22 protein-coding genes are annotated in these 23,999 nt (G+C 65.9%); 10 read left to right on the top strand and 12 right to left on the bottom strand.

Annotated features, from left to right (window positions below; all coding sequences use genetic code 11):
• The first annotated feature begins 9 nt into the window (after positions 1-9).
• Complete coding sequence (locus LH19_RS08045) at positions 10-969, top strand: alpha/beta hydrolase (protein WP_054726874.1); 960 nt, start codon at positions 10-12, stop codon at positions 967-969.
• Between the two features lies 1 nt (position 970).
• Positions 971-1,717 (top strand): SDR family NAD(P)-dependent oxidoreductase, encoded by a 747-nt coding sequence (locus LH19_RS08040; protein WP_054726872.1) that lies wholly within the window; start codon positions 971-973, stop codon positions 1,715-1,717.
• Between the two features lie 3 nt (positions 1,718-1,720).
• Here LH19_RS08040 and LH19_RS08035 read toward each other — a convergent pair whose 3' ends face one another.
• Complete coding sequence (locus tag LH19_RS08035; protein ID WP_054726870.1) at positions 1,721-2,701, bottom strand: NAD(P)H-dependent flavin oxidoreductase; 981 nt, start codon at positions 2,699-2,701, stop codon at positions 1,721-1,723.
• Between the two features lie 95 nt (positions 2,702-2,796).
• Between LH19_RS08035 and LH19_RS08030 the strand changes: the two genes are divergently transcribed.
• Positions 2,797-3,774 carry an NADPH:quinone oxidoreductase family protein gene (locus tag LH19_RS08030; protein ID WP_054733200.1) on the top strand — a complete coding sequence of 326 codons (978 nt, stop codon included), beginning with the start codon at positions 2,797-2,799 and terminating at the stop codon, positions 3,772-3,774.
• Here LH19_RS08030 and LH19_RS08025 read toward each other — a convergent pair.
• Genes LH19_RS08025 through LH19_RS08005 form a run of 5 tightly spaced genes read right to left on the bottom strand, consistent with a single transcriptional unit; the run spans position 3,771 to position 9,325 of the window.
• Positions 3,771-4,661 carry an NAD(P)H-dependent flavin oxidoreductase gene (locus LH19_RS08025; protein ID WP_158514417.1) on the bottom strand — a complete coding sequence of 297 codons (891 nt, stop codon included), beginning with the start codon at positions 4,659-4,661 and terminating at the stop codon, positions 3,771-3,773. The genes LH19_RS08030 and LH19_RS08025 overlap by 4 nt on opposite strands.
• 44 nt (positions 4,662-4,705) lie before the next feature.
• Positions 4,706-5,764: a DUF7065 domain-containing protein gene (locus LH19_RS08020; protein WP_054726866.1), complete on the bottom strand. Its 1,059-nt coding sequence runs from the start codon at positions 5,762-5,764 to the stop codon at positions 4,706-4,708.
• Positions 5,761-7,125, bottom strand: a complete 1,365-nt coding sequence (locus LH19_RS08015) for a wax ester/triacylglycerol synthase domain-containing protein (protein ID WP_054726864.1) — start codon at positions 7,123-7,125, stop codon at positions 5,761-5,763. The genes LH19_RS08020 and LH19_RS08015 overlap by 4 nt, the downstream gene beginning before the upstream one ends.
• 3 nt (positions 7,126-7,128) lie before the next feature.
• Positions 7,129-8,112 carry an acyl-CoA dehydrogenase family protein gene (locus LH19_RS08010; RefSeq protein ID WP_054726862.1) on the bottom strand — a complete coding sequence of 328 codons (984 nt, stop codon included), beginning with the start codon at positions 8,110-8,112 and terminating at the stop codon, positions 7,129-7,131.
• 1 nt (position 8,113) lies between these two features.
• Positions 8,114-9,325 (bottom strand): acyl-CoA dehydrogenase family protein, encoded by a 1,212-nt coding sequence (locus LH19_RS08005; RefSeq protein ID WP_054726860.1) that lies wholly within the window; start codon positions 9,323-9,325, stop codon positions 8,114-8,116.
• Positions 9,326-9,420: 95 nt separating this feature from the next.
• On the opposite strand from LH19_RS08005, the gene LH19_RS08000 reads away from it, so the two are divergent.
• Complete coding sequence (locus LH19_RS08000) at positions 9,421-10,218, top strand: thioesterase family protein (RefSeq protein WP_054726858.1); 798 nt, start codon at positions 9,421-9,423, stop codon at positions 10,216-10,218.
• Here LH19_RS08000 and LH19_RS07995 read toward each other — a convergent pair.
• From LH19_RS07995 to LH19_RS07985, 3 genes are read right to left on the bottom strand one after another with little or no spacing between them, the layout of a single operon-like run.
• Entirely contained in the window at positions 10,215-11,012 is a 798-nt protein-coding gene (locus LH19_RS07995; RefSeq protein ID WP_054726856.1) for an enoyl-CoA hydratase/isomerase family protein, read from the bottom strand. The genes LH19_RS08000 and LH19_RS07995 overlap by 4 nt on opposite strands.
• Complete coding sequence (locus LH19_RS07990; protein WP_054726854.1) at positions 11,005-11,799, bottom strand: enoyl-CoA hydratase-related protein; 795 nt, start codon at positions 11,797-11,799, stop codon at positions 11,005-11,007. Before LH19_RS07990 ends, LH19_RS07995 begins: the two co-directional genes overlap by 8 nt.
• A gap of 46 nt (positions 11,800-11,845) precedes the next feature.
• Entirely contained in the window at positions 11,846-13,132 is a 1,287-nt protein-coding gene (locus tag LH19_RS07985; protein ID WP_054726851.1) for an FAS1-like dehydratase domain-containing protein, read from the bottom strand.
• A 76-nt stretch (positions 13,133-13,208) separates the two neighbouring features.
• Here LH19_RS07985 and LH19_RS07980 point away from each other — a divergent pair, with 76 nt between their 5' ends.
• On the top strand, positions 13,209-14,699 hold the full coding sequence (locus tag LH19_RS07980) for a class I adenylate-forming enzyme family protein (RefSeq protein ID WP_054726849.1): 1,491 nt from the start codon (positions 13,209-13,211) through the stop codon (positions 14,697-14,699).
• A 69-nt stretch (positions 14,700-14,768) separates the two neighbouring features.
• Here LH19_RS07980 and LH19_RS07975 read toward each other — a convergent pair whose 3' ends face one another.
• Positions 14,769-15,992, bottom strand: a complete 1,224-nt coding sequence (locus LH19_RS07975) for an acyl-CoA dehydrogenase family protein (RefSeq protein WP_054726846.1) — start codon at positions 15,990-15,992, stop codon at positions 14,769-14,771.
• A gap of 1 nt (position 15,993) precedes the next feature.
• Positions 15,994-17,085 (bottom strand): acyl-CoA dehydrogenase family protein, encoded by a 1,092-nt coding sequence (locus tag LH19_RS07970; RefSeq protein ID WP_054726844.1) that lies wholly within the window; start codon positions 17,083-17,085, stop codon positions 15,994-15,996.
• 91 nt (positions 17,086-17,176) lie between these two features.
• On the opposite strand from LH19_RS07970, the gene LH19_RS07965 reads away from it, so the two are divergent.
• From LH19_RS07965 to LH19_RS07945, 5 genes are all read left to right on the top strand, one after another.
• Positions 17,177-17,977 (top strand): enoyl-CoA hydratase/isomerase family protein, encoded by an 801-nt coding sequence (locus LH19_RS07965; RefSeq protein WP_054733198.1) that lies wholly within the window; start codon positions 17,177-17,179, stop codon positions 17,975-17,977.
• An 83-nt stretch (positions 17,978-18,060) separates the two neighbouring features.
• Positions 18,061-19,155: an acyl-CoA dehydrogenase family protein gene (locus LH19_RS07960; RefSeq protein WP_054726842.1), complete on the top strand. Its 1,095-nt coding sequence runs from the start codon at positions 18,061-18,063 to the stop codon at positions 19,153-19,155.
• Complete coding sequence (locus LH19_RS07955; protein ID WP_054726840.1) at positions 19,152-20,357, top strand: acyl-CoA dehydrogenase family protein; 1,206 nt, start codon at positions 19,152-19,154, stop codon at positions 20,355-20,357. The genes LH19_RS07960 and LH19_RS07955 overlap by 4 nt, the downstream gene beginning before the upstream one ends.
• 13 nt (positions 20,358-20,370) lie before the next feature.
• On the top strand, positions 20,371-21,153 hold the full coding sequence (locus LH19_RS07950) for an SDR family oxidoreductase (protein WP_054726838.1): 783 nt from the start codon (positions 20,371-20,373) through the stop codon (positions 21,151-21,153).
• Between the two features lie 34 nt (positions 21,154-21,187).
• Positions 21,188-22,438, top strand: coding sequence for an acetyl-CoA C-acetyltransferase (locus LH19_RS07945; RefSeq protein ID WP_054726836.1), 1,251 nt, complete (start codon positions 21,188-21,190; stop codon positions 22,436-22,438).
• A gap of 40 nt (positions 22,439-22,478) precedes the next feature.
• Here the strand turns inward: LH19_RS07945 and LH19_RS07940 are convergent, their stop codons facing one another.
• A complete protein-coding gene (locus LH19_RS07940; protein ID WP_054726835.1) occupies positions 22,479-23,849 on the bottom strand; it encodes an alkaline phosphatase PhoX in 1,371 nt (456 codons plus the stop codon).
• Between the last annotated feature and the right edge of the window lie 150 nt (positions 23,850-23,999).

Here is a 23,999-nt window from a genome sequence, read left to right as displayed (position 1 = left end):
GTTTTTCGCATGACCACCCGTCCGCTCGTCGACAAGCAGATCGCGCCGTTGCTCGACATGTTCCCGCCAGTCGATCTGGAATCGGCGCCGATTGCCGAGCTGCGCGAACAGGCTGGCCGGGCCTATGCGATCATGCCGCCGCCCGCGATCCTGCCCGAGGAAGTGGTCATTCCGTCGGTGCATGGCGGACCCGACATCGCCGTCTATCTCTATCGCCCGACCGAGACCAGGCCGGGCGGCGGCGCGATCCTGCATATCCACGGCGGCGGCATGGTCATGGGGTCGGCGAAGCAGATCCAGACCAGCCCCGCGATGCTGGCGGTCGCGGCGGGCGTGCCTGTCGCGTCGGTCGAATATCGGCTGGCACCCGAACATCCCTTTCCCGCGCCGCAGGAGGATTGCCATTCGGCGCTGGTGTGGCTTGCGGGTCAGGCCGGGGCGCTCGGCTTCGATGTGAGCCGTATCGTCGTGGCGGGCGAAAGCGCGGGCGGCGGGCTGGCGGCGGCGCTCGCGGTCATGGCGCGCGACCTCGGCGGGCCAGCGATCGCGGGGCAGCTCCTGACCTATCCGATGCTCGACCATCGCACGGGGAGCGACGCCTGCCCTTACAGCAATCCAACCACGGGCGAGTTCATCTGGACCCGCGCGAGCAATCGCTTCGGCTGGCGCGCGCTGCAGGGCGACTATGCCGCCGCCGACGATCGCAGGGGCTGGTTCTCGTCCAGCCTGACCGACGACCTCGCGAACCTGCCGCCCGCCTATATCGCGACGGGCAGCCTCGACCTCTTCTTCGACGAAAATCTCGATTATGCGCGGCGGCTGACCGCGGCGGGCGTGCCCGTCGAGCTGCACAGCTATGCCGGCGCGATCCATGCCTTCAACGCCGTGCCCGGCGCTGCCATCGCCGAGCGCTGCAATGCCGGTCTGATGGCAGCGGCGGCGGCAATGACCGCCCCCTCAGGAGAATGAGATGACCCCCGATCCGCTGTTCGATTTTACCGGCAAGGTCGCGCTCGTCACCGGCGGATCGCGCGGGCTCGGCTATCGCATGGTGAAAGCACTCGCCGAACGCGGCGCCGATGTCATCGTCGCCAGCCGCAAGATCGAGAATTGCGAGACGGTGGCGGAAGAATGCCGCGCATTGGGACGCAAGGCGCTGGCGCATGGCGTGCATTGCGGACGCTGGGCGGAGATCGATGCGCTGATCGAGGCGAGCTACGCCGCGTTCGGACGCATCGATATATTGATCAACAACGCCGGCATGTCGCCCGCCTGCCCCAGCCACGAGATGCCCGAGACGCTGTTCGATTCGGTTCTCAACCTGAACTTCAAGGGGCCGTTCCGCCTTGCCAGCCAGGTTGCGCACCGGATGAGCGAAGGCGACGGCGGTTGCATCATCAACATCAGCTCGACCGGCGCGCTGATGGCGTTGCCGATGGTCGTTCCCTATGGTTCGGCAAAGGCGGCGCTCAACGCGATGACGGTGTCGTTGAGCCGCGAATATGCGCCGAAGGTCCGCGTCAACACGATCAGCCCCGGCCCGTTCCTGACCGACATCGCCGATGCCTGGGACGCAAAGAAGCGCGAGACGCAGCCGGTCGCGCTCGGTCGCCCGGGGCGGCCCGAGGAGATTGTGACCGCCGCGCTGATGCTCGCCAGCCCAGCCTCGTCCTATACGACGGGGGCGCTGGTGCGCGTCGACGGCGGTCAGCAATAGCCGTCAGGTGCGGAAACCCGCCAGCCGCTGGTCGAGGATCGCTTCGGCTTCCGAAATGATCCGGTCGATCAGTTCCTGACAGGTCGGGATATCATGGATCAGCCCCTGGATCATCCCCGCCCAGAACACGCCCTTGGTCAGGTCGCCGGTCTGGAGCAATTCGCGGCCCGCGGTACCGGCGACGAGTTCCTGCACGTCGCTGAACTGGGCATCGGGCTGCGCAAGGCGGCGGACGACCTCCTCGCTGACCGCGCTGCGGCCGACGCGCGCGGTGTTCTTGAAGTTGCGGAAGATCAGAAAGCTGCCGCGCTCGTCATTCTCGACATAGGCCTGCTTCACATTGTCGTGGATCGGCGCTTCCTTCGTGGCGCAGAAACGCGTGCCCATGTTGATGCCCTCGGCGCCGAGGCTGAGCGCCGCCACCAGACCGCGCCCGTCACCGAAGCCGCCCGACGCGAGCATCGGAATCTTGACCTTGTCGGCCGCCGCGGGGATCAGGATCAGCCCGGGGATATCGTCCTCGCCCGGATGCCCGGCGCATTCGAACCCGTCGATCGAGATGATGTCGCAGCCGGCCTTCTCGGCCGAAAGCGCATGACGCACCGCGGTGCATTTGTGGAGGATGGTGACCCCGTGCGGCTTCACCCGCGCCCAGATCTCGCGCACCGCGGGGGTGCCGGCGGTTTCCAGAATCTTGATCCCGCTTTCGACGACAGCGTCGGCATAGGCGTTATAGTCCGGCGAATTGATCGTCGGAAAGACGGTCAGGTTCACGCCGAACGGCTTGTCGGTCATCGACCGGCATTTCTCGATTTCGTCGCGGAGCGCCTGCGGGCTTGGCTGGGTCAGCGCGGTAATGATACCGAGACCGCCGGCGTTCGACACTGCGCTCGCCATTTGCGCCGTACCCACACTTTGCATACCGCCCTGGACGATCGGATGTTCGATCCCCAGCATTTCGGTAATCCGCGTCTTGAAAGCCATCAGCCTAGCCCCTTCCGTTCTTATATAACCTAGTTATACTTCTAAAATCATCCTGACAAGAGGTGTCCCCTATGCCCAACGCGTCGCCAAACGCAATGCCCCGCGCCGTCATGGCCGACGAGCTCGGCCCGCCCGACAACTACCGCCTTGTCGATCATGATCCCGGTCCGCCCTCGCCCACACAAGTTAGCATTTCTATCAAGGCGGCAGGGATCAGCTTCGTCGACGTGCTGACCGCGTCGGGCGGCTATCAGGTCAAGCCGCCGGTGCCCTTCATTCCGGGCAGCGAATGTGCGGGCGTCATCGTTGCGGTCGGCGCCGAGGTCGAGGGGCTGCAGGTCGGCGACAGGGTTGTCGCCAGCGGCTGGGGCGGGATGTTCGCCCATGTCGCGAACCTGCCGGCGCGCACGGTGCGCAAAATGCCCGAACCGCTGTCGTTCGAGGAAGCGGCGGTGTTCCCGGTCAGCTATGCGACCGCCTGGCACGCGCTGGCCGATCGCGGGCAATTGAAGGCGGGCGAGACATTGCTCGTCCTCGGCGCGGGCGGCGCTACCGGCTATGCGGCGGTCCAGATCGGCAAACAGCTTGGGGCGCGCGTGATCGGGTCGGCGTCGAGCGCCAGCAAGCGCGCGCTCGCGACGGCCGGCGGCGGCGATGCTGTGATCGATGCGCGCGGCGACGACTGGCGCGAACAGGTCAAGGCCGCCAATGGCGGGAAGGGCGTCGACGTCGTGTTCGATCCGGTCGGCGGCGAAGCGACCGATCCGGCCTTTCGCTCGCTCACGTGGAACGGGCGCCATCTGGTGATCGGCTTCCCCGCGGGCATCGCGGCACTGCGGACCAACCTGCCGTTGCTCAAAGGTGCCAGCCTGATCGGCGTCGACGTGCGCCAGTTCGGCATCTTCGAGCCCGAAAAGAGCGAGGCCAATCGCGACACCGTGTTCGCGCTCGCCGCCGAGGGCAAGCTGAAGCCTGCGATTGCGCGCAGCTATGCGCTCGAGGATTTTCGCGCGGCGATGGAGGATGCGGCGGCGGGACAGCGCGCCGGACGGATCGTGCTGGTGATGGACTAGGACCAGTCCGCCGCAACTGTCGCCAGGCGCGCCCGCCAGTCGGTGGTCACGGGCAGCGCTTCGAACTCGCGCTTCAACCGCGCGACCAGCTCGGCAACGGGCTCCACCGCATCGATCAGGCCGGCGCTTTGCCCTGCACTCCAGATGTCGCGCCAGGGCATCACGCCTTCGGGCATCGGCGAGCGGACATTGGGTAAAGCCTTTGCGTCGAGCCCGACCGCCTCGATCGACTGGCGCATCCAGTGCGCGGGGACGCCGTTCATCGCCGCCGATGCGACGATATCGTCGGCGCTCACGGCGGGAATCATGGCCCGATGCCCCTCGACCACCCCGCTTTCGGGGGTCGCAATAAAGCGCGTGCCCATACAGGCGATATCGCCGCCGAGCGCCAATGACGCCGCAATGCCATGCGCATCGGCAATGCCGCCCGCGACGATCAGCAGCCCGCCGAACATCCGCCGCACCGCCGGCACGAACGCCATCGGGGTCAGGAAGCCCGTGTGCCCGCCTGCCCCCGCGCAGGTCAGCATCAGCCCGTCGGCACCGGCGGCGATTGCTTTTTCGGCGTGCTTCATCGTCGTCACGTCGTGAACGACGCGCCCGCCCCAGCCGTGGACGCGTTCAACCAGCGCCGACGGGTTGCCGAGGCTCGAAAGGACGAGCGGCACGCGGTAACGTTCGAGCAGGTCGAGGCGATCGGCGGCGGCTGGGTCGGTGCCCCAGCGCGCGGGCATGTTGGCGATCGGCGGCGCCCCATCGACGTCGGCGAGCGCTTTCAGATAATCTTCGAACTGTTCGAACGGGGTGATCGTGCCGCCCTGCCAGCCCCCGACCACCCCGGTGCGGCAGCAGGCGACAGCCAGAGGCACCGACGAGGCAAAGCTCATCGGCGCGCACATTAGCGGCAGCGACAGTCCGGAAAACATTGCGGTCAAACGGTGGCTTTCAGCGCATCGAGCATCCGCAGATAATGCTGCGGATTCCACACATCCTGATCCTCGCCCCAGCCGATGCCGCCGTCAATGTCCCAACGCATCAACTGGTTCACGCCATATCCGGCCTCGCTCATCGTCGAGACGGTGAAGCCCTCGCTCTTCATCTCACGGCCATGCTCGTCGACGAGCTCGACCTGCATGTGCATGCTCCAGCCGGTCTTGGGGCTGCGAAAGACGCGCATGCGCGACCGGGCGGTGTCGAGGCTGCCGAAGGTCCCGTCGCGGCGGATCCAGCCGGCGTTCATCGGCGACCAGCCGTCGGCGTCGCCATCCTGCACGCGCGCAAAGCCGAGGAATCCGGTACCGTCGCGGCGATGGCCGAAGATATACTGGATACGCCCCCTCCCCCGCTCGCGCTCGATCTCGCGCCACCGCGCGCCGCCGGGATGCTTCACCCGCTCCATGTCATTCGCATAAACTTTCGGGCTCGCCGCATACGGCCCGCCGCGCGGCCCCCACGTCCGGTCGCGCACCCCGATGCCGTCGATACGGATGCGCTCGCCGCGCAGGGTCATCCAGCCCTCAACATGGCCGAGCTGGTCATAATGCGGCGTCGCCATGAACGGCGGCTTGCCCGGCGGGAAGCGGTGCGGCTGGTGGAGACCGGTGTGAGTAAAATCGAGCGCGAAGCCGCGCGACGGGTCCTCGTACTGGAGGTGGTATTTCATGCCCGGCTCGATCATTTTCAGGCTGTAGCCGCCGCCGTGCTTGTCGCCGGGAAAGACGATGTCGGTGAGGTCGGGCGCATCGGGCATCGGCGCTTCCTCGACCTTGCGGTAATAGGCCATGCGCGCCTGATCATAGCCCTCGTCGTCCCAGGCGAAGATGCGCCAGGTGATCGCCTTGCGATTGGGATAATAGGGCGCGTGGATCCAGCAGCCGATCTTGCGTTCGGGAATGTTGAACGACCACCAGTTGGTCTCGGTTTCATAGGGATCGTCGGAGAGCTGGTGATAGCGGTCGTCTTCGGGTCTGAACGTCAAATCGTCGGTCATGCAAGGCTCTCCAGTTCGTCCAGCGCGGCGGCGAACAGCGCCGCGATGCGACCGACATCGGCTATTTTTTCGGCGTCGGCGATCACGCCCATGTCGAGATTGTCGCCGCTGCGCCGCGAGGTGATGTTGAGAAAGCGGCCCGAACCGATGATCGGGACCGGATAATTGTGGCGCTGACGAAAGCCGGCATAGCTCCGCGCCTCGGACGGGCCGGGAACGTTCGACAGCGTCAGATTGCCGGGAAGCAGCCGCTTGCCGCCCGCCAGACGTTCGGCAAAAGCGGCGCGCCGGTCGCGCGCGCCATAAGGCTTTTCGGCAGCGTCGAGCAGCGCCTCGTCGTGCGCTGTCCGCTGCATCTCCTTCGCCATCGACGCCTGGATCGCGCGCAGCCGCGCGACCGGATCGGCGAGATGCGTCGCGAGATGAGGATGCAGCGCCACAATACGATTGCCGAACGGTCCATGCTCGTCGCGGCGGTACGAGCGCGCCGAATTGATAACGAGGGGCGTATCAGGAAGATCACCTGTTTCGCCGAGATAATTGCGCAGCGCGGTGCTCGCGAGCGTCAGGAAGATATCGTTGACCGTCGCATCCAGCGCTTTTCCCACCGCTTTTACCCGCGCCACCGGCAGGCTGATCGTCGCATAGCGGCGCTTGTCCGAGGTCGGACCCGACATCGCGAGCTGCGGCGTCGGTTCGCGGTCGTCCTTGAACGCGTCGAGTTCGGCGAGCGCTTGCTTGCGCCGTGCCGATTGCACCGCGCGCAGCGCCTCTTCGGCCGCGAAGTGCGTATCGGCCTTGCAACGCCATTTCTCCGGTTCGGGCAGCCTTGCGTCGGCGAAGCGCGCGGTCGCCGGCGGTGCGACGTCACTCAGCAGGCCGAGCACCGTCTGAAAGCCGATGCCATCGGCGACGCTGTGATGCATCTTGAGGTAAATCGCGCTGCCGCCCTCACCGAGCCGTTCGAACAGGTGCGCCGCGAACGGCGGACCCGACAGGTCGAGGCGGCGCATGTTGAGCCGCGCGACCGCATCGTAAAGCTCGGCCTCGCTCCACGCGCCGTCGTGCGGCTCGACCGCCACCAGCGTTTCGAGGTCGGCGCGCGCGATGTCGGCCCAGACGTCGCTGTCATAACCGTCGGGCGCCTCGTGCAGCCGCACCAGCAAGGGCGTTGCGGGGAGCCGCTCGGCGAACTGACGGCGGATCGCTGCGGCGAAGCCGTCCTGCCCGTCGGCCGGGACGTCGAGCAGGATCAGCGCGCCGACATGCATCGGCGAGGCGTCGGTTTCCGACAGGATCATGAAATGATCGTCGGGGCGCAGCCGCCGCACGCCCGGCGCGAGGGTCAGCGGGTCGCTCACCGCCTACCAGCCCGCGAGCGCCGCCGCCCGCGCGCGATGTTCGGCAGGACTGCCGAGCCAGGCGCGGTCGGCCATCGCGCGGCGGAACCAATAGTTGAGACCATATTCCCATGTATAGCCGATGCCGCCATGAGCCGCGACCGCCGCGCGCGTCGCGCGGACATAGACGTCGCAGAGATGCGCCTTCGCCATTGCAGCCGCACGCGGTGCGTCGGGAAGCCCTGCGTCCCACGCATAGGCCGCGTACCAGACGAGCGCGCGGGCCGGCTCGACGTCGAGCGCCATATGCGCGAGCTGATGTTTCAAACCCTGAAAGCGTCCGATCGGCTGGTCGAACTGTTCGCGCTCCTTAGCATAGGCGACGCTCATGTCGGTCACCTTCTGCGCGCCGCCAAGCGCGTCGGCAGCGACCAGCACCAGCGCGGCGTCGGCGAGACGCGCGGTCATCGGATCGGTGGCATCGAATAGCGCTTCGCCCGCGCCATCGGCTATGGAGACTTTCGACATCGGGCGAGTCCGGTCGGATGCTTTCACAGCTTCGATGGTGACGTCGGCGGCTGCAACCAGACGGACGCCCTTTGCGCGATCGACGATCAGGAACAGGTCGGCCGCGCGAGCGGATGGGGCGTAATCGCTGCCGCCATGGACCAGCGTCGCGACCGTCTTGCCGCTTGTCAGTGCCTCGGCATCGCCCCGCCCGCTCGCGGCCACCGCCGCGACTGCCAGCAACTGACCGATCAGCGGTCCCGCCGCCGCCGCCTCGCCCGCAACCTCGCAGACCAGCGCCGCGTCGAGCAGCCCCATGCCGCTGTCCGGCGCCAGCATCCCGCCGAGCCCGAGCGCCATCAGCGCTTCCCAGCTTGTGCGGTCGAAATCCTCGTCGCCATCGGCGAAGGCATGGATACGCTCCATCGGCCAGTTGTCGGTCAGCGTACCGCGCACTGCGTCCTGAATGGCTGCCTGCTCTTCGGTCAGGTGGAAATGCACGTCAGCGCTCCCCGCTCATCGCGAGGTCGCGCGGCAGGCCGAGGCCGCGTTCGCCGATGATGTTGCGCTGGATGTTCGACGCCCCACCGGCAATCGAATTGCCGAGGCTGCCCATGATCTGGTCGAGCCATTTTTCGGGTCCGCGCGGTCCGCGATTGCCGCGCCCGCCCGCGCCGGCGGGCTCGAGGAAGCCATGCTCTCCGATCAACTCCTGCGCGAGCAGTGCCATTTCGTGGCCGATCTCGGTCAGCAGCAATTTCATCATCAGCGCAACCGGGCCGGGGTCCTCGCCCGCCGCAGCGCAACTGAAGATCCGGTAGCTCGAATAGCGGTGCGACAGGACCGAACCCTCGATCTGCGCCAGCTTGTCGCGCACGATCGGGTCGTCGATGCGGCCGACCTCCTTGGCGAGATCGACCAGCTTGGCGAACTGCTTACCCAGCCCGTCGGCGCCGCCGATGCTCGCACGTTCGTGCTTCAGCGTCGTGCGGCTGACGTACCAGCCCTGCCCGCGCTCGCCGACCTGCCACGACACCGGCGTCTCGGCATTGTCGAAGAAGAATTCGCAGAAAGTGTGATCACCCTCCTCTCCCGTCATCTGACGGATCGGGCGGCGGGTGACCCCGGGCTGGTCGAGGTCGATCAGAAGATAGGTGATACCGTCATGCTTGGGCGCGTCGGGCTCGGTGCGCACGAGCATGAACATATGCGTCGATTGCATGCCCTGCGAGGTCCAGATTTTCTGGCCGTTGATGATCCATTTGCTGCCGTCGGCGGACAATTCGCCCTTGGTCCGCACGCTCGCAAGGTCGCTACCCGATCCGGGCTCGCTATAGCCCTGCCCCCAGACATAATCGCCCTCGACTGTCTTGCGGATGAAGAGGTCCTTCTGCTCTTCGGTCCCCTTTTCGAGCAAGGTGGGCACGGTCATGTTCATGCCGTTGCCGCCAACCTCCATCGGGGCCCGTGCACGCTGGAACTCTTCGCGGATCACCTGCGCGCGAATGACATCGACCGGTTGCTCGGAACCGCCGTACCGTTTGGGGATCGCGCGGTGGAGATAGCCCTGTTCGGTCGCGAGCGCGCGAAAGCTACGGACAAACTGTTTGAGGTCGCCGCCGCGCAGGTCGGAGGGCGGCGGCCAGTGGAGCGACAGGAAGGCGCGCACCTCGGCGCGGAAGGTCTCCGCCGCCTCGCCATAGCTCAGGTCCATCGCTCGCTCTCCCTCGTCTTGTCGAATCCTATGCCTGAGTTATATAACTACGTCAAATATGTTGTGCGCCATGACGGGCATGGTAGAGGCGACCGATGAGCATCGATCCCGACACCCTTCCGCACTATTTCACCGCCGAAGGCGAAGCCTTCCTCCCTTCGGGTCTTGCCCGCAATCCCTGGTTCGCCAATGCGGTTGCGGGCGGGCCGATCGCGGCGCTGATCGGACACATCGTCGAAAGCGCCGGTTTCGATCCCGATTTCGAAATCTGCCGCTTGACGATCGATATCCTCGGTATCGTGCCGCGCGCGCCGCTGGTGCCGCGTATCGTGCCGGTGCGGCAGGGACGGCAGGCGCAACTGCATCGCATCGAACTGCTCGCCGCCGACCGGCTGGTGGCACAGGCGCATGTGCTGCTCGCGCGCCACCTCGACACCCCGGCCTTCGCCGCGCCGCAGCCGCACCCGGCGCCCGACGATGTGGCCGAGGACAATTTCCTCGTTGGCGCGAGCATGGCCGGGGCGATCCGGACGCGCCCGATCATGGGCCGGGTGCGCGAACCGGGGCGCGGCGTGTCGTGGATGCGCATGGACGGCGAAGTCGTGGCAGGCGTACCCGCCTCGCCCTTCGCGAAGGCGTGTCTCTTCGCCGATTTCGGCAACGGCGTCGGCAGCGCGACCTTCGCGCACGAATGGAGCTATGCCAATCTCGACATCTCGATCCAGTTCTTTCGCATGCCGCGCGGCGACTGGTTTCTGCTCGATGCGTTTACCGAAGGTGCGGGCAACGGCCATGCGGTTGCCCAGACGGTCTTTGCCGATGCCGAGGGCGTCTATGCCAAGGGAACGCAGACGATCTTCGTCGCCGCGGGGCAGAAACTCGAAAAGACCTAGCGCCCCTGAAATTGCGGCGCGCGCTTCTCGGTCACCGCCGCCAGCCCTTCGCGATGATCCTCGCTGCCGAGCAGCAGGGCCTGATTGGGCAGGTTCGCCTGCCATTCGGCCTCCATGCTGCTTTCGAGCGCGCGCTGGATCGACTGTTTGACCGTCGCATAGGCGAGCGGCGCCGAGGCCGCGAGTTCGCGCGCCAGGTCCATACCGCGCGCGTCGAGGTCGTCGCGGGCGACAACTTCGCCGACCAGACCGATCTGCAGCGCTTCCTCGGCGCGAACCTGCTTGCCGCGCAGGCACATTGCCATCGCACGGCCGAGCCCGACGATACGCGGCAGCAGGAAGGTCCCGCCGAGCGGCGGCATGATGCCGAGCTTGATCCAGCTTTCCTGAAACATCGCATTGTCGGCGGCGATCCGGAAATCGCAGGCAAGCGCCAGTTCGCAGCCGACCGTCACCGCCGCGCCCTGCACGAGCGCCAGCGTCGGCTTGGGGCAGCGGTAGATGGCACGCGCCGCGCCCTGAAAATTGGCGTAGACAGTGTCCTTGATCTCGCTCGCCGACATGCCCGTCAGCTTTTGCAGAAAGGCAAAATCGGCGCCGACCGAGAAATGCTTGCCCTCGGCAGCGAACACGATCGCGCGGACGTCGCGGTCAGTGGAGAGCGCAGCAAAGGCCTCGCGGATCTCACCCAGCATTTCGGGCGACGACGCATTGCCGATATCGGCGCGCGCAACGATGACCGCCGCGATGCCGCCGTCACGGCGATCGATGCGGATATGCTGAAATTCAGCCATCGGGATTTTCGGCCTTCTTCTTCTCGCGCCAGATCATCGCGGTCGCGCTGGTCGAGAGCCCCATGTTGAGCGCCTCGGCATCGAGCGCGGCCTCGAAGGCCCAATCCTCGGCATTGTTGAGGTTCGCCTTCATATAGCGATAACCCATGCGCGGCCCGTCGGCGAGGCGGCGCGCCGCAATCATCGTCTCGTCGCGCAGCGCCTCGTCGTCTAAGAGCCGGGTATAGAGTCCCTTGGCGAACGCCTCGTCCGCCGACAGCTTTTCGCCGAGGAGGAAGAGTTCGCGCGCCACGCCGGTGCCGACGATCTTGGTCCAGAACCAGGTCGATCCGAAATCGCCCCCCGCGCCGATGCGGTCGAAGGCGGTCAGGAAACTCGCGCTCCTGCCTGCGAAACGCAGGTCGCACGCTCCCGCGATGCCGATTCCCGCGCCCGCGACCGGCCCGTTGACCATCGCGATCGTCGGCTTGGGCATTTCGTGAAGCAGGCGCGAGGTCTCCATGAAAGTGCGCAGCCGCACGAAGCCCTGTTCGGTGCGGCTGCCAACCTCGGAGTTGGCGGGCACGACCGCCTTGTCGGCGCCGCCTTCCTTGAGGTCGCCGCCGGCACAAAAGCCGCGCCCTGCCCCGGTCACCACGACGCACCCCACCGACGCATCGCGCGCCGCGTCGGCGCAGGCATCGGCGAGCGGCGCCATGATCGAGCTGGTCAGCGCGTTGAGCCGGTCGGGCCGGTTGAGGGTGATGGTACGGACCCCCGCATCATCGTCGATCAGCACTTCGGACATCGCTGGGCCTCCCCTGCCCCGATCTTCATGGCGAACGGCAAGTGAATCAATCCCCGCCGAGTTCGCGATGACGCGCCAGCATCCGAACCGCCTTTTCGGCAAGTTCGTCGGGCACCTGCGGATAGAGCGGCAGCGGGCGATCCTTGCTCGGCAGCGCGATCGTCGCGGTTGCACGCACCGTTTCCTCGTCGCGCTGGTTGGTGAATTTCACCGCAACGTCGACGAGGCTCTGCCCGCCTTCCTGCCGCTTTGCGAGCACCTCGCCGGTGACGCGCTGGACGTCGCCCATATAATTGAACTTGCGGATTTCGTCGTGGATGTGGGTGATCACCGCGTCGTCGCCCGCCCAGTCGCTGAGATACTGCCACAGGTAGTTTTCGCGCATCACCCCATAGTCATAGGCCATCGGATTGCCGATCGCCTGCGCCCACACCGGGTCCCAGTGCAGCCGCTGCGCAACATCGGGGATGCCATGCTCGTTCTTCACGTAGAAGGCGGGGATGCGCTGGCGATTCTTGTGCGCGAGGCGGTTCGCGGTCGGCGCATAGGGCACGAAGCCGTAGCCGCCCGCATGGAAGCAGATAACGTCGGTGACGGTTAGCGGGCCCTTCGCCTGCAGGCCGACCGAATCGCCCTTTTCAACGCTTTCGAACCAGCGCTTTTCGGCACCTCGGACCTGTTCCTTGGCGTAAATATCCTCGATCGCCTGCATTTCCTCGTCGGTATAGCTTGCGGGTTCGATCGCCGAATATTTGCCCTTCTTCGCCGCCGTCTTGCGCTCGGTCAGGACGCGCAGGATGCGATAGACCGCAACGACCTCGCCGCGCTGGTTCATCTTGACGTCGCGGCGAACGGTGATCACCGACCGGCCCGCAAATTCGGACTGCTTGACCTCGCAGCTCTCGTCGCCGTTGAAGCTGTAAATGGTATCGCCCGGATAGATGGGGCGATAAAAGTCCCATTGCGAACCCGACACGAAGACATGAATACCGCGGAACAGGCTCTTTTTCAGCGCCTTGATCTCGTCGGGCACAGGGTCACCCTTCATCGGCTTGTTGATGATGCCAGCCATCATCCCCGGTGCGATCACGCTGCCCCAGCGCGTCTTTTTCGCATAGGCCGGGTCGGTGTAGAGCGGCTTGTCGTCGCCCATGCCGTGCGCGAAGTTGCGAATATTATCCTCGGTCGCGGTCTGGATATATTCGCGGGTCTTCGCCGCCTGATCGAAGCCGAGCAATTTGCGCTGCCGCTCGATATCCTCGTCCGTAATCTCATAGGCGACGGCTTTCTGCCACTCATCGCTTTGCTTGATGTCGCTTTTCGCCTCGGCCATCGCATATCTCCCTTGTCACGAGTTATATAACTAGGTAATACATGCTTCATATCGAAGCAAGGGGATAGTGTCGCCAATGGAAGTTCGCCGCATCAGCGATGCATTGAAGGTGCGCGCGTCGCATCAGGCCGATGAGATCGCACACGACGACATAAGGCGGCAGATCAGCTTCGCCGAATGGGACCGCGAGGCCGACGAGGTCGGCGGCGGTCTCGCCGCGGCGGGGCTCGTTCCCGGCGACCGCGTCTTCCTGCCGATCAGCAATGCGCATGCGGTCGAAATGGCGATCGCGGTGTTCGCCGTGTTCCGCGCGGGCGGCATCGCCTGCCCGATCAGCACGCGGCTCAACCCGAAGGAAGTCGCCGATTATGCCGCGCTGTGCGGACCGCGCTTTTGCCTGACCGACGCCCCCGATCTGGTAAAGGGTCTCGATCTCGCCGGCTGCTGGCATGTCGACGATATGCCGCGCGACCTTGCCGCGCTGCCCGATCAGGCGGGCCTCGACCCGGCGGCCGACGCCGAAATCCTCGGCACGTCGGGGACGACGGGCAAGATCAAGGGCGTCGTGATCTCGCACCCCGACCTGATGACCGGCGTCACGGGCCATAATCAGGACCGCTCGCGATCGACGCTGAACGCTCTGCCGCTTACCGGATCGGGCGGCAATATCGGGATCGTCATGCTGCCCGCGCGCGGCGGCGCCACCGCGATCACCCAGCCGAAATTCGACCCCAAAGGCTTCCTCGAACTGGCGAAGGAAAAGCGCCCCGACCTCGTCTATCTCGTCCCTTCGATGCTGCGGCTGGTGCTCGACCATCCCGACGTCGCGACCTACGACATGGCCGGGGTCAAATATCTGATGACCGGCACCGCACCGCTGCCGCACGATTCGGTGAAGCGGGCGGCCGAACTCTGGCCGCACCTGCGTATCCGCAACAGCTATGGCATGTCCGAAGGCGGTGTCGGCATCGGCACGCGCAGCCAGGAACAGGTGCTGAAACCCGGCTGCGTCGGCAAGATGCCGGCGCATATGCAGATCCGCGACGAAGCGGGAAATATCGTCACGGAACCGGGCGTAGTCGGCGAAATCTATGGCTGGCAGAAACATCAGCGTCGCTACTGGAACGATCCCGAAGCGACCGAGGCGGGTTTCAAGGGCGGCTGGACCAAGACCGGCGACCTCGGTTTCGTCGACGAAGACGGCGACCTGATCATGGCGGGCCGGTCGAAGGAACTGATCATCCGCGGCGGCTACAATATCACGCCGCTCGAGATTGAAACGGTGCTCCACCTGCATCCCGCGGTCCAGCAGGCCGCAGTGGTCGGCGTGCCGCACGAGGTGCTCGGCGAGGATATCGCCGCCGCAGTGACGCTGCGCCCCGGCTGCGGCGAGGCGACCGCAGACGAGATCATCGATTTCTGCAAGGCGCATCTCGGCGACAACAAGGTCCCGCGGACGCTAGTCGTGATGGATGTCATGCCGCTCAACCCGAACGGCAAGATCCTGAAAAAGGAACTGGTTGCGCCGCTGACCAAGGCAGCGGAAGCACGGCGGCGGGCGGCTTAGTCGCCGTCATTGCGAGGAGCGTAGTGACGATTGCTTCGCTTCTTCGTTCGCAATGACAAGATCGAAGGTCTATCCCTTCAGCTTCTCGAACGGCACGTCCTTGTCCATACGCACTTCGCCGGGCATCCCCAGCACGCGTTCGGCGATCTGGTTGCGCAGCACCTCGTCGGCGCCGCCCGCGATGCGCATCACGGTCGAATAGATATAGTCGTACTGGACGTTGCCGGTCGCGGTATCGCCGGCTTCGGGCGCAATGCCCGCCAGACCGCGCAGTTCGAGCGCGAGGCCGTTGGTCTTCTGATAGCGCGAAGCATAGGCGAGCTTGACCATCCCGGCGAGCGCGCCGGGATTCTCGCCCTTCGACACCATCGTCCGGAGGCGCGCCTGAAAAAAGCGCTCGCCCTGCTCCTCGGCCAGCGCTTCGGCAAACTGCTGGCGGATCGACCGGTCGTCGAGCATCGTGCCGCCATGCCCGTCGGGGGTGGCGGCCGCGAAATCGAGCAAAGGCTCGATCCCGCTGCGGTGCGCGCCCGAACCGAGCCGTTCGCTCATCAGCACCGTCATGCAGCAGGCCCAGCCTTCGCCCTCGGCACCGAGGCGATTGGCGTCGGGAATGCGGACGTCGGTCAGGAAGGTCTCGTTGAACTCGCTCGCCCCGGAAATCTGGCGGATAGGCCGCGTCTCGATCCCCAGCGTCTTCATATCAACAACGAAGAAGGTCAGCCCCTTGTGCTTCGGCACCGTCGGATCGGTGCGCACGACAAGGATGCCCCAGTCGGTCAGATGCGCCCAGCTCGACCAGACCTTCTGCCCGTTGACGATCCAGTCGCCCGACCCGTCGTCGGCGCGCACAGCCTTGGTGCGCAATCCGGCAAGATCGGAGCCTGCGGCAGGTTCGGAAAAGAGCTGGCACCAGGTGATGTCGCCCTTCAGCGTCGCTTCGATAAAGCGTGCCCGCTGCTCGTCATTGCCGTGCTTCGCGATCACCGGGAGCGCCATGCCGGTGCCGATCGACGTGAACGGTCCCTTCGGCAGATGATATTTCCCCTCTTCCTCCGCGAAAATCACCGCCTCGATCCCCGACAGCCCGCGCCCGCCAAGCGCCTTGGGGAACGTCAGCCCCGACCAGCCGCCGGCGTAAAGCTCACGCATCCACGCGCGGCCGCGGTCGGCCTCTTCGGTGTCGGGCATCTTGGCGCCGACGGGAAGTTCGTGCGCAGGGGCATGGGCGGCGAGCCAGGTGCGCGCTTCGGCGCGGAAGGCGGCTTCTTCGAGGCTGTCGTTGAAATCCATTTTACGCCGCCTTCACCTGACTGCCCGGTTGTGCGTTGAGCAGCCGGTCAGCCCAAAAGCCGCGGTTGCCGAGATGCACGGCGAGCATCCGCTCGCGCCGGTAATAGAAATGGCAATTCGCCTCGAAGGTGTAGCCGATCCCGCCATGTACCTGTAGATTCTCCCGCGCCGCCATTTCGAGGCATTTGATCCCCGACAGTCGCGCCGCCGCCGCGGCGGCAGGCAGATCGTCGGGCGAGGATTCGGCCGCCCAGCCGCCGTAATAGGCGTTAGAGCGCGCCAGTTCGGTTGCCACCGCAACATCGGCGAGCTTGTGCTTGATCGCCTGAAAACCGCCGAGCGGGCGCCCGAAGATCTGGCGCTCCATCGCATAGTCGCGCGCCATGTGCAGACAGGCCTCGGCACCGCCGACGGCTTCGAATGCCGCCTGCACCGCCGCCTGATCGATCAGTCGATCGAGCTTGCCGACGCCCGGCATGGCTTCGGCCGCCGCCCCGTCGAAATCGATCCGGTAGTGGGGGCGAAGCTGGTCGAAACTGTCGAGCTTGGTGCGCTTCACGCCCGGCTGATCGAGTTCGACGAGCGCGAAACCGCCGCCACCGACAAGCACCACCGCAATATCGGCAATGCCCGCGTCGGCGACCGGCGACTTGCTGCCGTTCAGCTTGCCGCCCTCCAGCGCCACGCCCGTTGCGAACACCGGCCCCGGCCCCTCGGCATAGGCGAAGGTCGCGATCGCCTCGCCGCTGGCGAGCTTCGGCAGCCATGCCGCCCTCTGCGCTTCGCTTCCCGCCAGCCGGATCGCCTCGGCGCCCAGCACGATCGAGCTCATGAACGGCACTGCGGCGTTGGCGGAGCCAAGCGCTTCCATGATCACGCCGAGGTCGAGCGCGCCGAGTCCGAGCCCGCCATGCTCCTCGGGGATCGCCGCGCCGAGGAAGCCCATGTCGGCGAGCGCGCGCCACAGCGGCTCGTCCCATTCGGCGCCCGAATCGATCAGCGTGCGCAGCCGGTCGAAAGGTGTCATATCGGCGAGGAGCGCGCGCGCTTGCTCGCCGAGCATTTTCTGTTCATCGCTGAGGTCGAAATTCATCGCAGGACTTGCCCCGTTGTTGCGACCTGTGTCATAGCGAGTTGTATAACTAGGTCAACCATGACAAATGCCGGGAGAGGAATCGCTGGCCATGCAATATGAAACCATCCTCGTCGACGTCGCCGACCATATCGCGACGATCACGATCAACCGGCCCGAGGCGATGAACAGCTTCACCAAGCGGATGATGGACGAATTCGAGCATCTGTGGAAGTGGGTCGGCAGCAACGACGACGTGCATTGCTGCGTGCTGCGTGCGGCGCCCGGCAAGGCGTGGTGCACCGGCGTCGACGTCAAGGAATCGCAGAAGGAAGGCGGCACGGTCGTCGACCTCGCCAACATCTGGCATTGCGAGGATCCCGGCAATTATCTCGGCCCCAAGTCGATGAAATGCTGGAAGCCGGTGATCGCCGCGGTGCACGGCATGGCCGCCGGCGGCGCCTTCTACTGGCTCAACGAGAGCGACATCATCATCTGTTCCGAAGATGCGACCTTCTTCGACCCGCATGTCACTTACGGGATGACGAGCGCGCTCGAACCGATCGGCATGACCTATCACATGCCGCTCCACGACGTGCTGCGCATGGTGCTGCTCGGCAACGACGAACGCATCGGCGCGGGGACTGCGCTGCGTATCGGCCTCGTCAGCGAGATTACGACGCTCGACGATCTGTGGCCGCGCGCACAGGAACTCGCCGCAACCATCGCCGCAAAGCCACCCGCCGCGACCGCCGGATCGGTCAAGGCGATCTGGGAATCGCTCGACCTGCCGCGCAGCGTCGCGCTGCAGCAAGGCCTCAAATATTGCCAGATCGGCAATCCGGTCGGGGTACCGCAGGTCAACCGCGCCGCGCTGATGGCTGACAAGGCCAAGAAATTCACGGTTCGCTAGCCGTAGCGTCAACTACTGCTTGACGTTTACGTCAACGTCCGGTTGGATGATCTCAACACATAAGGGTGAGGACTCGAACGCGCATGTCGATTCTATACGACGAAGGGCAACAGGCGATCGCGACCGAATCGCGTCGCGTGCTCGAAGCCCGGGTGAGCAAGGAAGAGCTGCTTCCCCTGCTCGAAACCAGCGGCCGCTATCATGAGGGCTATTGGACCACGGCGAAGGAGCAAGGCTGGACGGCGCTGGCGCTTCCCGAAGCCTATGGCGGACTCGATCTCGGCCTCATCGAGCTCGGACTGATTGCGCATCAGGCAGGGCGCTCGCTGAGCGGCGCGCCCTTCCTGACGTCGAACTTCGGCGCCGCCAAGGCGATCGAACTCTACGGGTCGGACGACCAGAAGACGAAATGGCTGCCCGGGCTCGCGAGCGGCGAGACGATCGGCGCTGTCGCCTTCGCCAGCGGCGCCAACGCCCTGCCCGCGCGGCCGGCGCTGACGCTGACCGGCGAGCGGCTCGACGGGGTGATGACCGGCGTTGCCGGCGGGCTTGCCGCCGACATCGCGGTGGTCTTTGCGAACGGCCCCGGCATGCCCGTACTCGCGGTCGCCGAGCTTGCGGACGTCAAGCGCACCGCAATCGCCACCTTCGACAACAGCCGCCTTTATGCCGACCTCGAATTCGCGGGCACGCCTGCCGAAACGCTGGTGACCGGCGGCGCGGCCCGCGAGGCGGCGCTCCATATCCTCGCCTTGCAGGCGGTGATCACCGCGCACGAGCAGGCCGGCGGCGCCGAAGCGATGATGGAAATCGCGCGCGATTATGCGGTGACGCGCCGCGCTTTCGGCCAACCGATCGGCGCCTTCCAGTCGATCAAGCACCGCATCGCCGAGATTTACGGCCTCGTCGAACTGGCGCGCGCCAACTGCATTCACGCGGCATCGCGCGAGGGTCAGGCCGATTTCATTACCGCGGCTGCTGCGGCGCGCATCTCGGCGACCGAGGCCTATGACACCGCATCGCGCGACTGCGTGCAGATTCATGGCGGTATCGGCGTGACGTGGGAGCTCGGCCTCCACCTCCACACGCGCCGCGCCCGCAGCCTCGCGATCGAGCAGGGCAATCTGCTCTTCTGGGAAGACGTTCTCGTCGACCGCCTGACTGGAGAAGCCGCATGAGCGATCTCGATGCCTATCGCAGCAAGGCGGCCGCCTGGCTTGAATCGATGGTGCCGACCTATGGCAAGGCGGCACGCAAGGGCCTGTCCGAGGCCGACGACCTCGCGCTCGCCCGCAAATATCAGAAGGCGAAATTCGACGCGGGCTATGCCGGGATCAACTGGCCGACAGAGTTCGGCGGCCAGGGGAAGGGCCACCTCGAAAAGGTGACCTTCGATACCGAGGAAATGAAGCACGGGTTCCCCAGCTTCTATTTCGGCATCTCGCTCGGCATGCCGATCCCCGTCCTCATGCAGTTCGGCGAGGACAAGGCGTGGGTCAAGGAACGCGTGCTGAAGGCACTGCAGGGCGAAGAAATCTGGTGCCAGCTTTTCTCCGAACCCGCCGGCGGCTCCGACCTTGCCGGCCTGCGCACCAAGGCCGAGCCCGACGGCAACGGCTGGAAGATCAACGGCCAGAAGGTGTGGACGAGCTGGGCGCATTACAGCGACTATGGCGTCATCGTCGTGCGCACCGACCCCAATGTGCCGAAGCACAAGGGGCTCACTTACTTCTGGGTCGACATGAAGGCGCCGGGCGTCACCGTGCGCCCGATCAAGCTGGTAGGCGGTGACAGCCACGTCAACGAAGTCTTCTTCGACGATGTGAAGATCGGCGACGATCATCGCATGTCGCCGGTCGGCGGCGGCTTTGCGGTCGCGATCGCGACGCTGATGATCGAACGCTATGTCGCGACCGACAGTGCGGGCTTCGGCCCGCATCTCGACCTCTTCGTCGAGCTTGCGAAGGACACTGAGCTCAATGGCAAGCCGGCGATCGAGGATGGCCGCATCCGCCAGCAGATCGCGCGCAACTATGCGATGCGCAGCGGGCTGCAATCGATCACCGCGCGCGCCATGGCGATGATGCAGGCCGGCATGACCCCCGGCCCCGAAGGCTCGCTCAACAAGCTTGTCGCGGTGCGTTCGCGCCAGAAGCTCTCCGAACTCGCGATCGACCTGCAGGGATCGGACGGCTTCACCTATGACGATCATGCCTCGCAGAAGGAGGACTGGACGTCGAGCTGGATCAACGCGCCGACGGGCCGCATCGCGGGCGGGTCGGACGAGACGCTGCTCAACACCATCGCTGAAAAGATCCTCGGCCTGCCGCAGGATCACCGCCCCGACAAGGGCGTCCCGTTCAACCAGATCCCGGCCTGAGGAGGGCCAGTCCATGAAGATCGATTCCACCACCGCCGCCGTCGTCACCGGCGGCGCATCGGGCCTCGGCCGCGCCACCGCCGAAGCGCTCGCGGCGCAGGGCGTCAAGGTCGCCATCTTCGACATCAACGACGCGCTGGGCGAGGAAGTCGCCAAGGCGATCGGCGGGCTGTTCGTCCATGTCGATATCACCGATGAACAATCGGTGCTCGACGGCTACGCCACCGCGCGCGCCGCGCACGGACAGGAGCGCATCTGCGTCCATTGCGCGATGACCTCGCGCCGCGGCAAGACGCTCGCCTTCGACAAGGCGAGCGGCAGTTTTCGCCGCACCCCGACCGAGGACTATGCCTATGGCGTCGCGGGCATCCTGACCGCGAGCTATCGCATCGCGTCGATCGCGGCCGAGGGCATGGCGACGCTGCCCGAACTCGAGGACGGCGAGCGCGGCGCGATCGTCCTGACCGCGTCGGTCGCGGCGCAGGACGCACAGATCGGCCAGGTGATCTACGGCTCTGCCAAGGCGGGCGTGAACGGCCTCGTGCTGCCGATGGCGCGCGACCTGATGGACCTCGGTATCCGCGTCAACGCGATCATGCCCGGCGTGTTCAGCACGCCGCTCGTCGCCGGGCTCCCTGAACCGGTGCTCGCCAGCCTTGGCGCCTCGGTGCCCTTCCCCAAGCGGCTCGGCCACGCCGAGGAATATGCCAGCCTCGCGATGGAAATGCTGCGCAACTCCTATTTCAACGGCCAGGCCGTCCGCCTCGACGGCGCGATCAGAATGGCGCCGCGTTAATCGTCAACTCCCCTCGAAGAAGGAACCCTGTGAAATGTCCGAAGCCTATATCATCGACGCCGTCCGCACCCCGCGCGGGATCGGCAAGCCCGGCAAGGGCGCGCTGTCGCACCTCCACCCGCAGCATCTCGCCGCGACGGTGCTGAAGGCGATCAAGGAGCGCAACAACCTCGACACCGCGACCGTCGACGACATCGTCTGGTCGACCTCGACGCAGAAGGGCAAGCAGGGCGGCGACCTCGGCCGCATGGCCGCGCTGGCGGCGGGTTATGACACCAAGGCGTCGGGCACCACGCTCGACCGCTTCTGCGGCGGCGGCATCAGCAGCGTCAACTTCGCCGCGGCATCGGTGATGTCGGGCATGGAAGATTGCGTCATCGCCGGTGGCACCGAAATGATGAGCTACACCGCTCAGATCGGCGCCGAGGAAGCCAATGCCGGCATCAAGCCGCTCGGCATGGGCTCGGGCAACGCCGCGCTCGACGAAATCCATCCGCAGTCGCATCAGGGCGTCTGCGGCGACGCGATCGCGGCGAAAGAAGGCATCAGCCGCGAAGCCGTCGATGCGCTTGCGCTCGTCAGCCAGCAGCGCGCCGACCGCGCGATCAAGGAAGGCCGCTTCGCCAAGTCGGTCGTGCCGGTCTATAACGAGGACGGCAGCGTCGCGCTCGACCGCGAGGAATTCCCGCGCCCCGAAACCACCGCCGAAGGCCTCGCCGGCCTCAAGGCCAGCTTCGACGCGCTCGCCGATTTCGACCTTGGCGACGGCGTGACCTTCCGCAAGCAGATCACCCGCCGCTATCCCGACCTCGAGTTCAAGGGCGTCCACCACGCCGGCAACTCGTCGGGCGTCGTCGACGGCGCTGCGGCGCTGCTCCTGACGTCGAAGGACTATGCCGACAAGCACGGCCTGAAACCGCGCGCCCGCATCGTCGCCTATGCCAATCAGGGCGACGACCCGACGCTGATGCTCAACGCCCCGGTCCCGGCGGCGAAGAAGGTGCTCGAAAAGGCCGGCCTGACCAAGAACGACATCGACGTCTGGGAAATCAACGAAGCCTTTGCCGTCGTCGCCGAAAAGTTCATCCGCGACCTCGACCTCGACCGCGAAAAGGTCAACATCAACGGCGGCGCGATGGCGCTCGGCCACCCGATCGGCGCCACCGGCTCGATCCTGATCGGCACTGCGCTCGACGAACTCGAACGCTCGGGCGGCCGTTATGGCCTCGTCACCATGTGCGCCGCAGGCGGCATGGCACCGGCGATCATCATCGAACGCATCTGATCCTGAAACGGAGCCCCTCCCCGCTCGGGAGGGGCTTCGCTCAGAACGGCCCGCGCACCGCGATCGTCCGCGCGGGGTTATAGAGGTTCAGGAACATCGTCTTGCCGTCGGGCGCGAAGCAGACGCCCGAAACCTTGGTCGCCGCGCTGACCCGCGCGAAGGGATAGACCTTCCCTTCGGGCGTCACGCCGCGCAGATAATTGTCGGGCCGGCTGCCGCGCCGGTCCTCGCAGACCATCAGGTCGCCGTTCGGCGCGACGCTCAGATTGTCGCCAAAGCTGAAATGCGCAGGGTCCGTCGTTTCGACGAACAACTGCAGTTGCCCCGGCTGCGCCGCCTCGGCCGCCGTGCCTTCAGCGGGCGACGGGCGATAGCGCATGATCTGCCCGCGCCGCGCCGGTCCGCCCGACGTGCAGGTGAAATAGATTTCCCCGTCACCGCCGTGGATGCCCTCGCCGCGCGCAAAGACCGTCGCCCCGGCGCGCGCACCGCGCTTGCGGAGGTCGTCCTTGGGGCTTTCGACATCGTCGAGGTCGATCCAGCGCGTATCGTGCCAGCCGCCGGTCGCCAGTGCGCGCCGCGTCCAGTTGCGCGTGTCCGCAAGCGCCGGATTGGCCAAGGCCAGCGCCTGCAACCGACCGCCCTTGGCGAGCTGACCCGGCACCGCGGGCAGGAAGCGATAGAAGAGGCTGTCCTGCCGGTCCTCGGTCATATAGACCGCGCCGCTCCGCGGATCGACGACCGCCGCCTCGTGATTGAAGCGACCCATTGCCTTGATCGGCTCCGCCGTCATCAGCTTGCCCGGTGCGACAGGGATTTCGAACACCCAGCCATGGTCCTCCTTGTGCCGGCGACCGCCGCGCGAAACATCTTCCTCGCAGCTCAGCCAGGTGCCCCACGGCGTGATGCCGCCCGCGCAGTTATAGATGGTGCCCACGAGCGAGAGATATTGCTCCTCGACCGCAAGGCTGGCGGGATCGAGGATGATCGTCGAGACCCCGCCGGGCAACGCCTCGCCGCTGCCTGCGCGGTAACAGTCGAACGCGGCGGCATCGCCGCTGATCCCGACCGGACACGCGCCATGCTTCAACTCGTCGGCGCCGAGTTCATGGTTGCGCATCAGGCACAGCCGTCCGTCGGGCAGCGCCGTGCAGCCCATGCCGTCGGCGCTGTTCGGCACCTGCCGCCCGTCGCTCATCGTCTGGCCGAACTGCGACACGATCTTGTACGAAAAACCCCGCGGCAGGTCGAGGATACCTGCCGGATCGGGGACCGGCGCGCCGAAGCGGTTGGCGTCGGCGAGGATCGCGGCGGAGACATGGCGGCTATGGAGCGCCAGCCCGGCGAAAGCGGTGGCCATCAGCCCCCTGGCGAAGCCGCGGCGGTCGAGTGCGATGGATGCCCGTTCCATGACGGCGCGATACGCTCCTGACGTGACAGGCAGATTGCGGAAGTCTGACATTTTGACAACAATTTGAAGTTCGCTGGCACATTAGTGCAACATTCTGCGCCTCAGCATTTCCGGGGGCCAGCGCCCTATCCCGCCGGAAAAGAAATCCTA

This window comes from Sphingopyxis macrogoltabida (assembly GCF_001314325.1).
Lineage (GTDB): Bacteria > Pseudomonadota > Alphaproteobacteria > Sphingomonadales > Sphingomonadaceae > Sphingopyxis > Sphingopyxis macrogoltabida.
Note: the sequence above shows the minus strand (reverse complement) of the source record. Positions and strands in the feature narration are given on the sequence as shown.

Bases quoted from the DNA above. Each gene is read 5' to 3' on its own strand.
- LH19_RS08045 (WP_054726874.1), top strand. From the start codon at position 10: ATGACCACCCGTCCGCTCGTCGACAAGCAGATCGCGCCGTTGCTCGAC.
- LH19_RS08040 (WP_054726872.1), top strand. From the start codon at position 971: ATGACCCCCGATCCGCTGTTCGATTTTACCGGCAAGGTCGCGCTCGTC.
- LH19_RS08035 (WP_054726870.1), bottom strand. From the start codon at position 2,701: ATGGCTTTCAAGACGCGGATTACCGAAATGCTGGGGATCGAACATCCG.
- LH19_RS08030 (WP_054733200.1), top strand. From the start codon at position 2,797: ATGCCCCGCGCCGTCATGGCCGACGAGCTCGGCCCGCCCGACAACTAC.
- LH19_RS08025 (WP_158514417.1), bottom strand. From the start codon at position 4,661: ATGAGCTTTGCCTCGTCGGTGCCTCTGGCTGTCGCCTGCTGCCGCACC.
- LH19_RS08020 (WP_054726866.1), bottom strand. From the start codon at position 5,764: ATGACCGACGATTTGACGTTCAGACCCGAAGACGACCGCTATCACCAG.
- LH19_RS08005 (WP_054726860.1), bottom strand. From the start codon at position 9,325: ATGGACCTGAGCTATGGCGAGGCGGCGGAGACCTTCCGCGCCGAGGTG.
- LH19_RS08000 (WP_054726858.1), top strand. From the start codon at position 9,421: ATGAGCATCGATCCCGACACCCTTCCGCACTATTTCACCGCCGAAGGC.
- LH19_RS07995 (WP_054726856.1), bottom strand. From the start codon at position 11,012: ATGGCTGAATTTCAGCATATCCGCATCGATCGCCGTGACGGCGGCATC.
- LH19_RS07990 (WP_054726854.1), bottom strand. From the start codon at position 11,799: ATGTCCGAAGTGCTGATCGACGATGATGCGGGGGTCCGTACCATCACC.
- LH19_RS07985 (WP_054726851.1), bottom strand. From the start codon at position 13,132: ATGGCCGAGGCGAAAAGCGACATCAAGCAAAGCGATGAGTGGCAGAAA.
- LH19_RS07980 (WP_054726849.1), top strand. From the start codon at position 13,209: ATGGAAGTTCGCCGCATCAGCGATGCATTGAAGGTGCGCGCGTCGCAT.
- LH19_RS07975 (WP_054726846.1), bottom strand. From the start codon at position 15,992: ATGGATTTCAACGACAGCCTCGAAGAAGCCGCCTTCCGCGCCGAAGCG.
- LH19_RS07970 (WP_054726844.1), bottom strand. From the start codon at position 17,085: ATGAATTTCGACCTCAGCGATGAACAGAAAATGCTCGGCGAGCAAGCG.
- LH19_RS07965 (WP_054733198.1), top strand. From the start codon at position 17,177: ATGCAATATGAAACCATCCTCGTCGACGTCGCCGACCATATCGCGACG.
- LH19_RS07960 (WP_054726842.1), top strand. From the start codon at position 18,061: ATGTCGATTCTATACGACGAAGGGCAACAGGCGATCGCGACCGAATCG.
- LH19_RS07955 (WP_054726840.1), top strand. From the start codon at position 19,152: ATGAGCGATCTCGATGCCTATCGCAGCAAGGCGGCCGCCTGGCTTGAA.
- LH19_RS07950 (WP_054726838.1), top strand. From the start codon at position 20,371: ATGAAGATCGATTCCACCACCGCCGCCGTCGTCACCGGCGGCGCATCG.
- LH19_RS07945 (WP_054726836.1), top strand. From the start codon at position 21,188: ATGTCCGAAGCCTATATCATCGACGCCGTCCGCACCCCGCGCGGGATC.
- LH19_RS07940 (WP_054726835.1), bottom strand. From the start codon at position 23,849: ATGGAACGGGCATCCATCGCACTCGACCGCCGCGGCTTCGCCAGGGGG.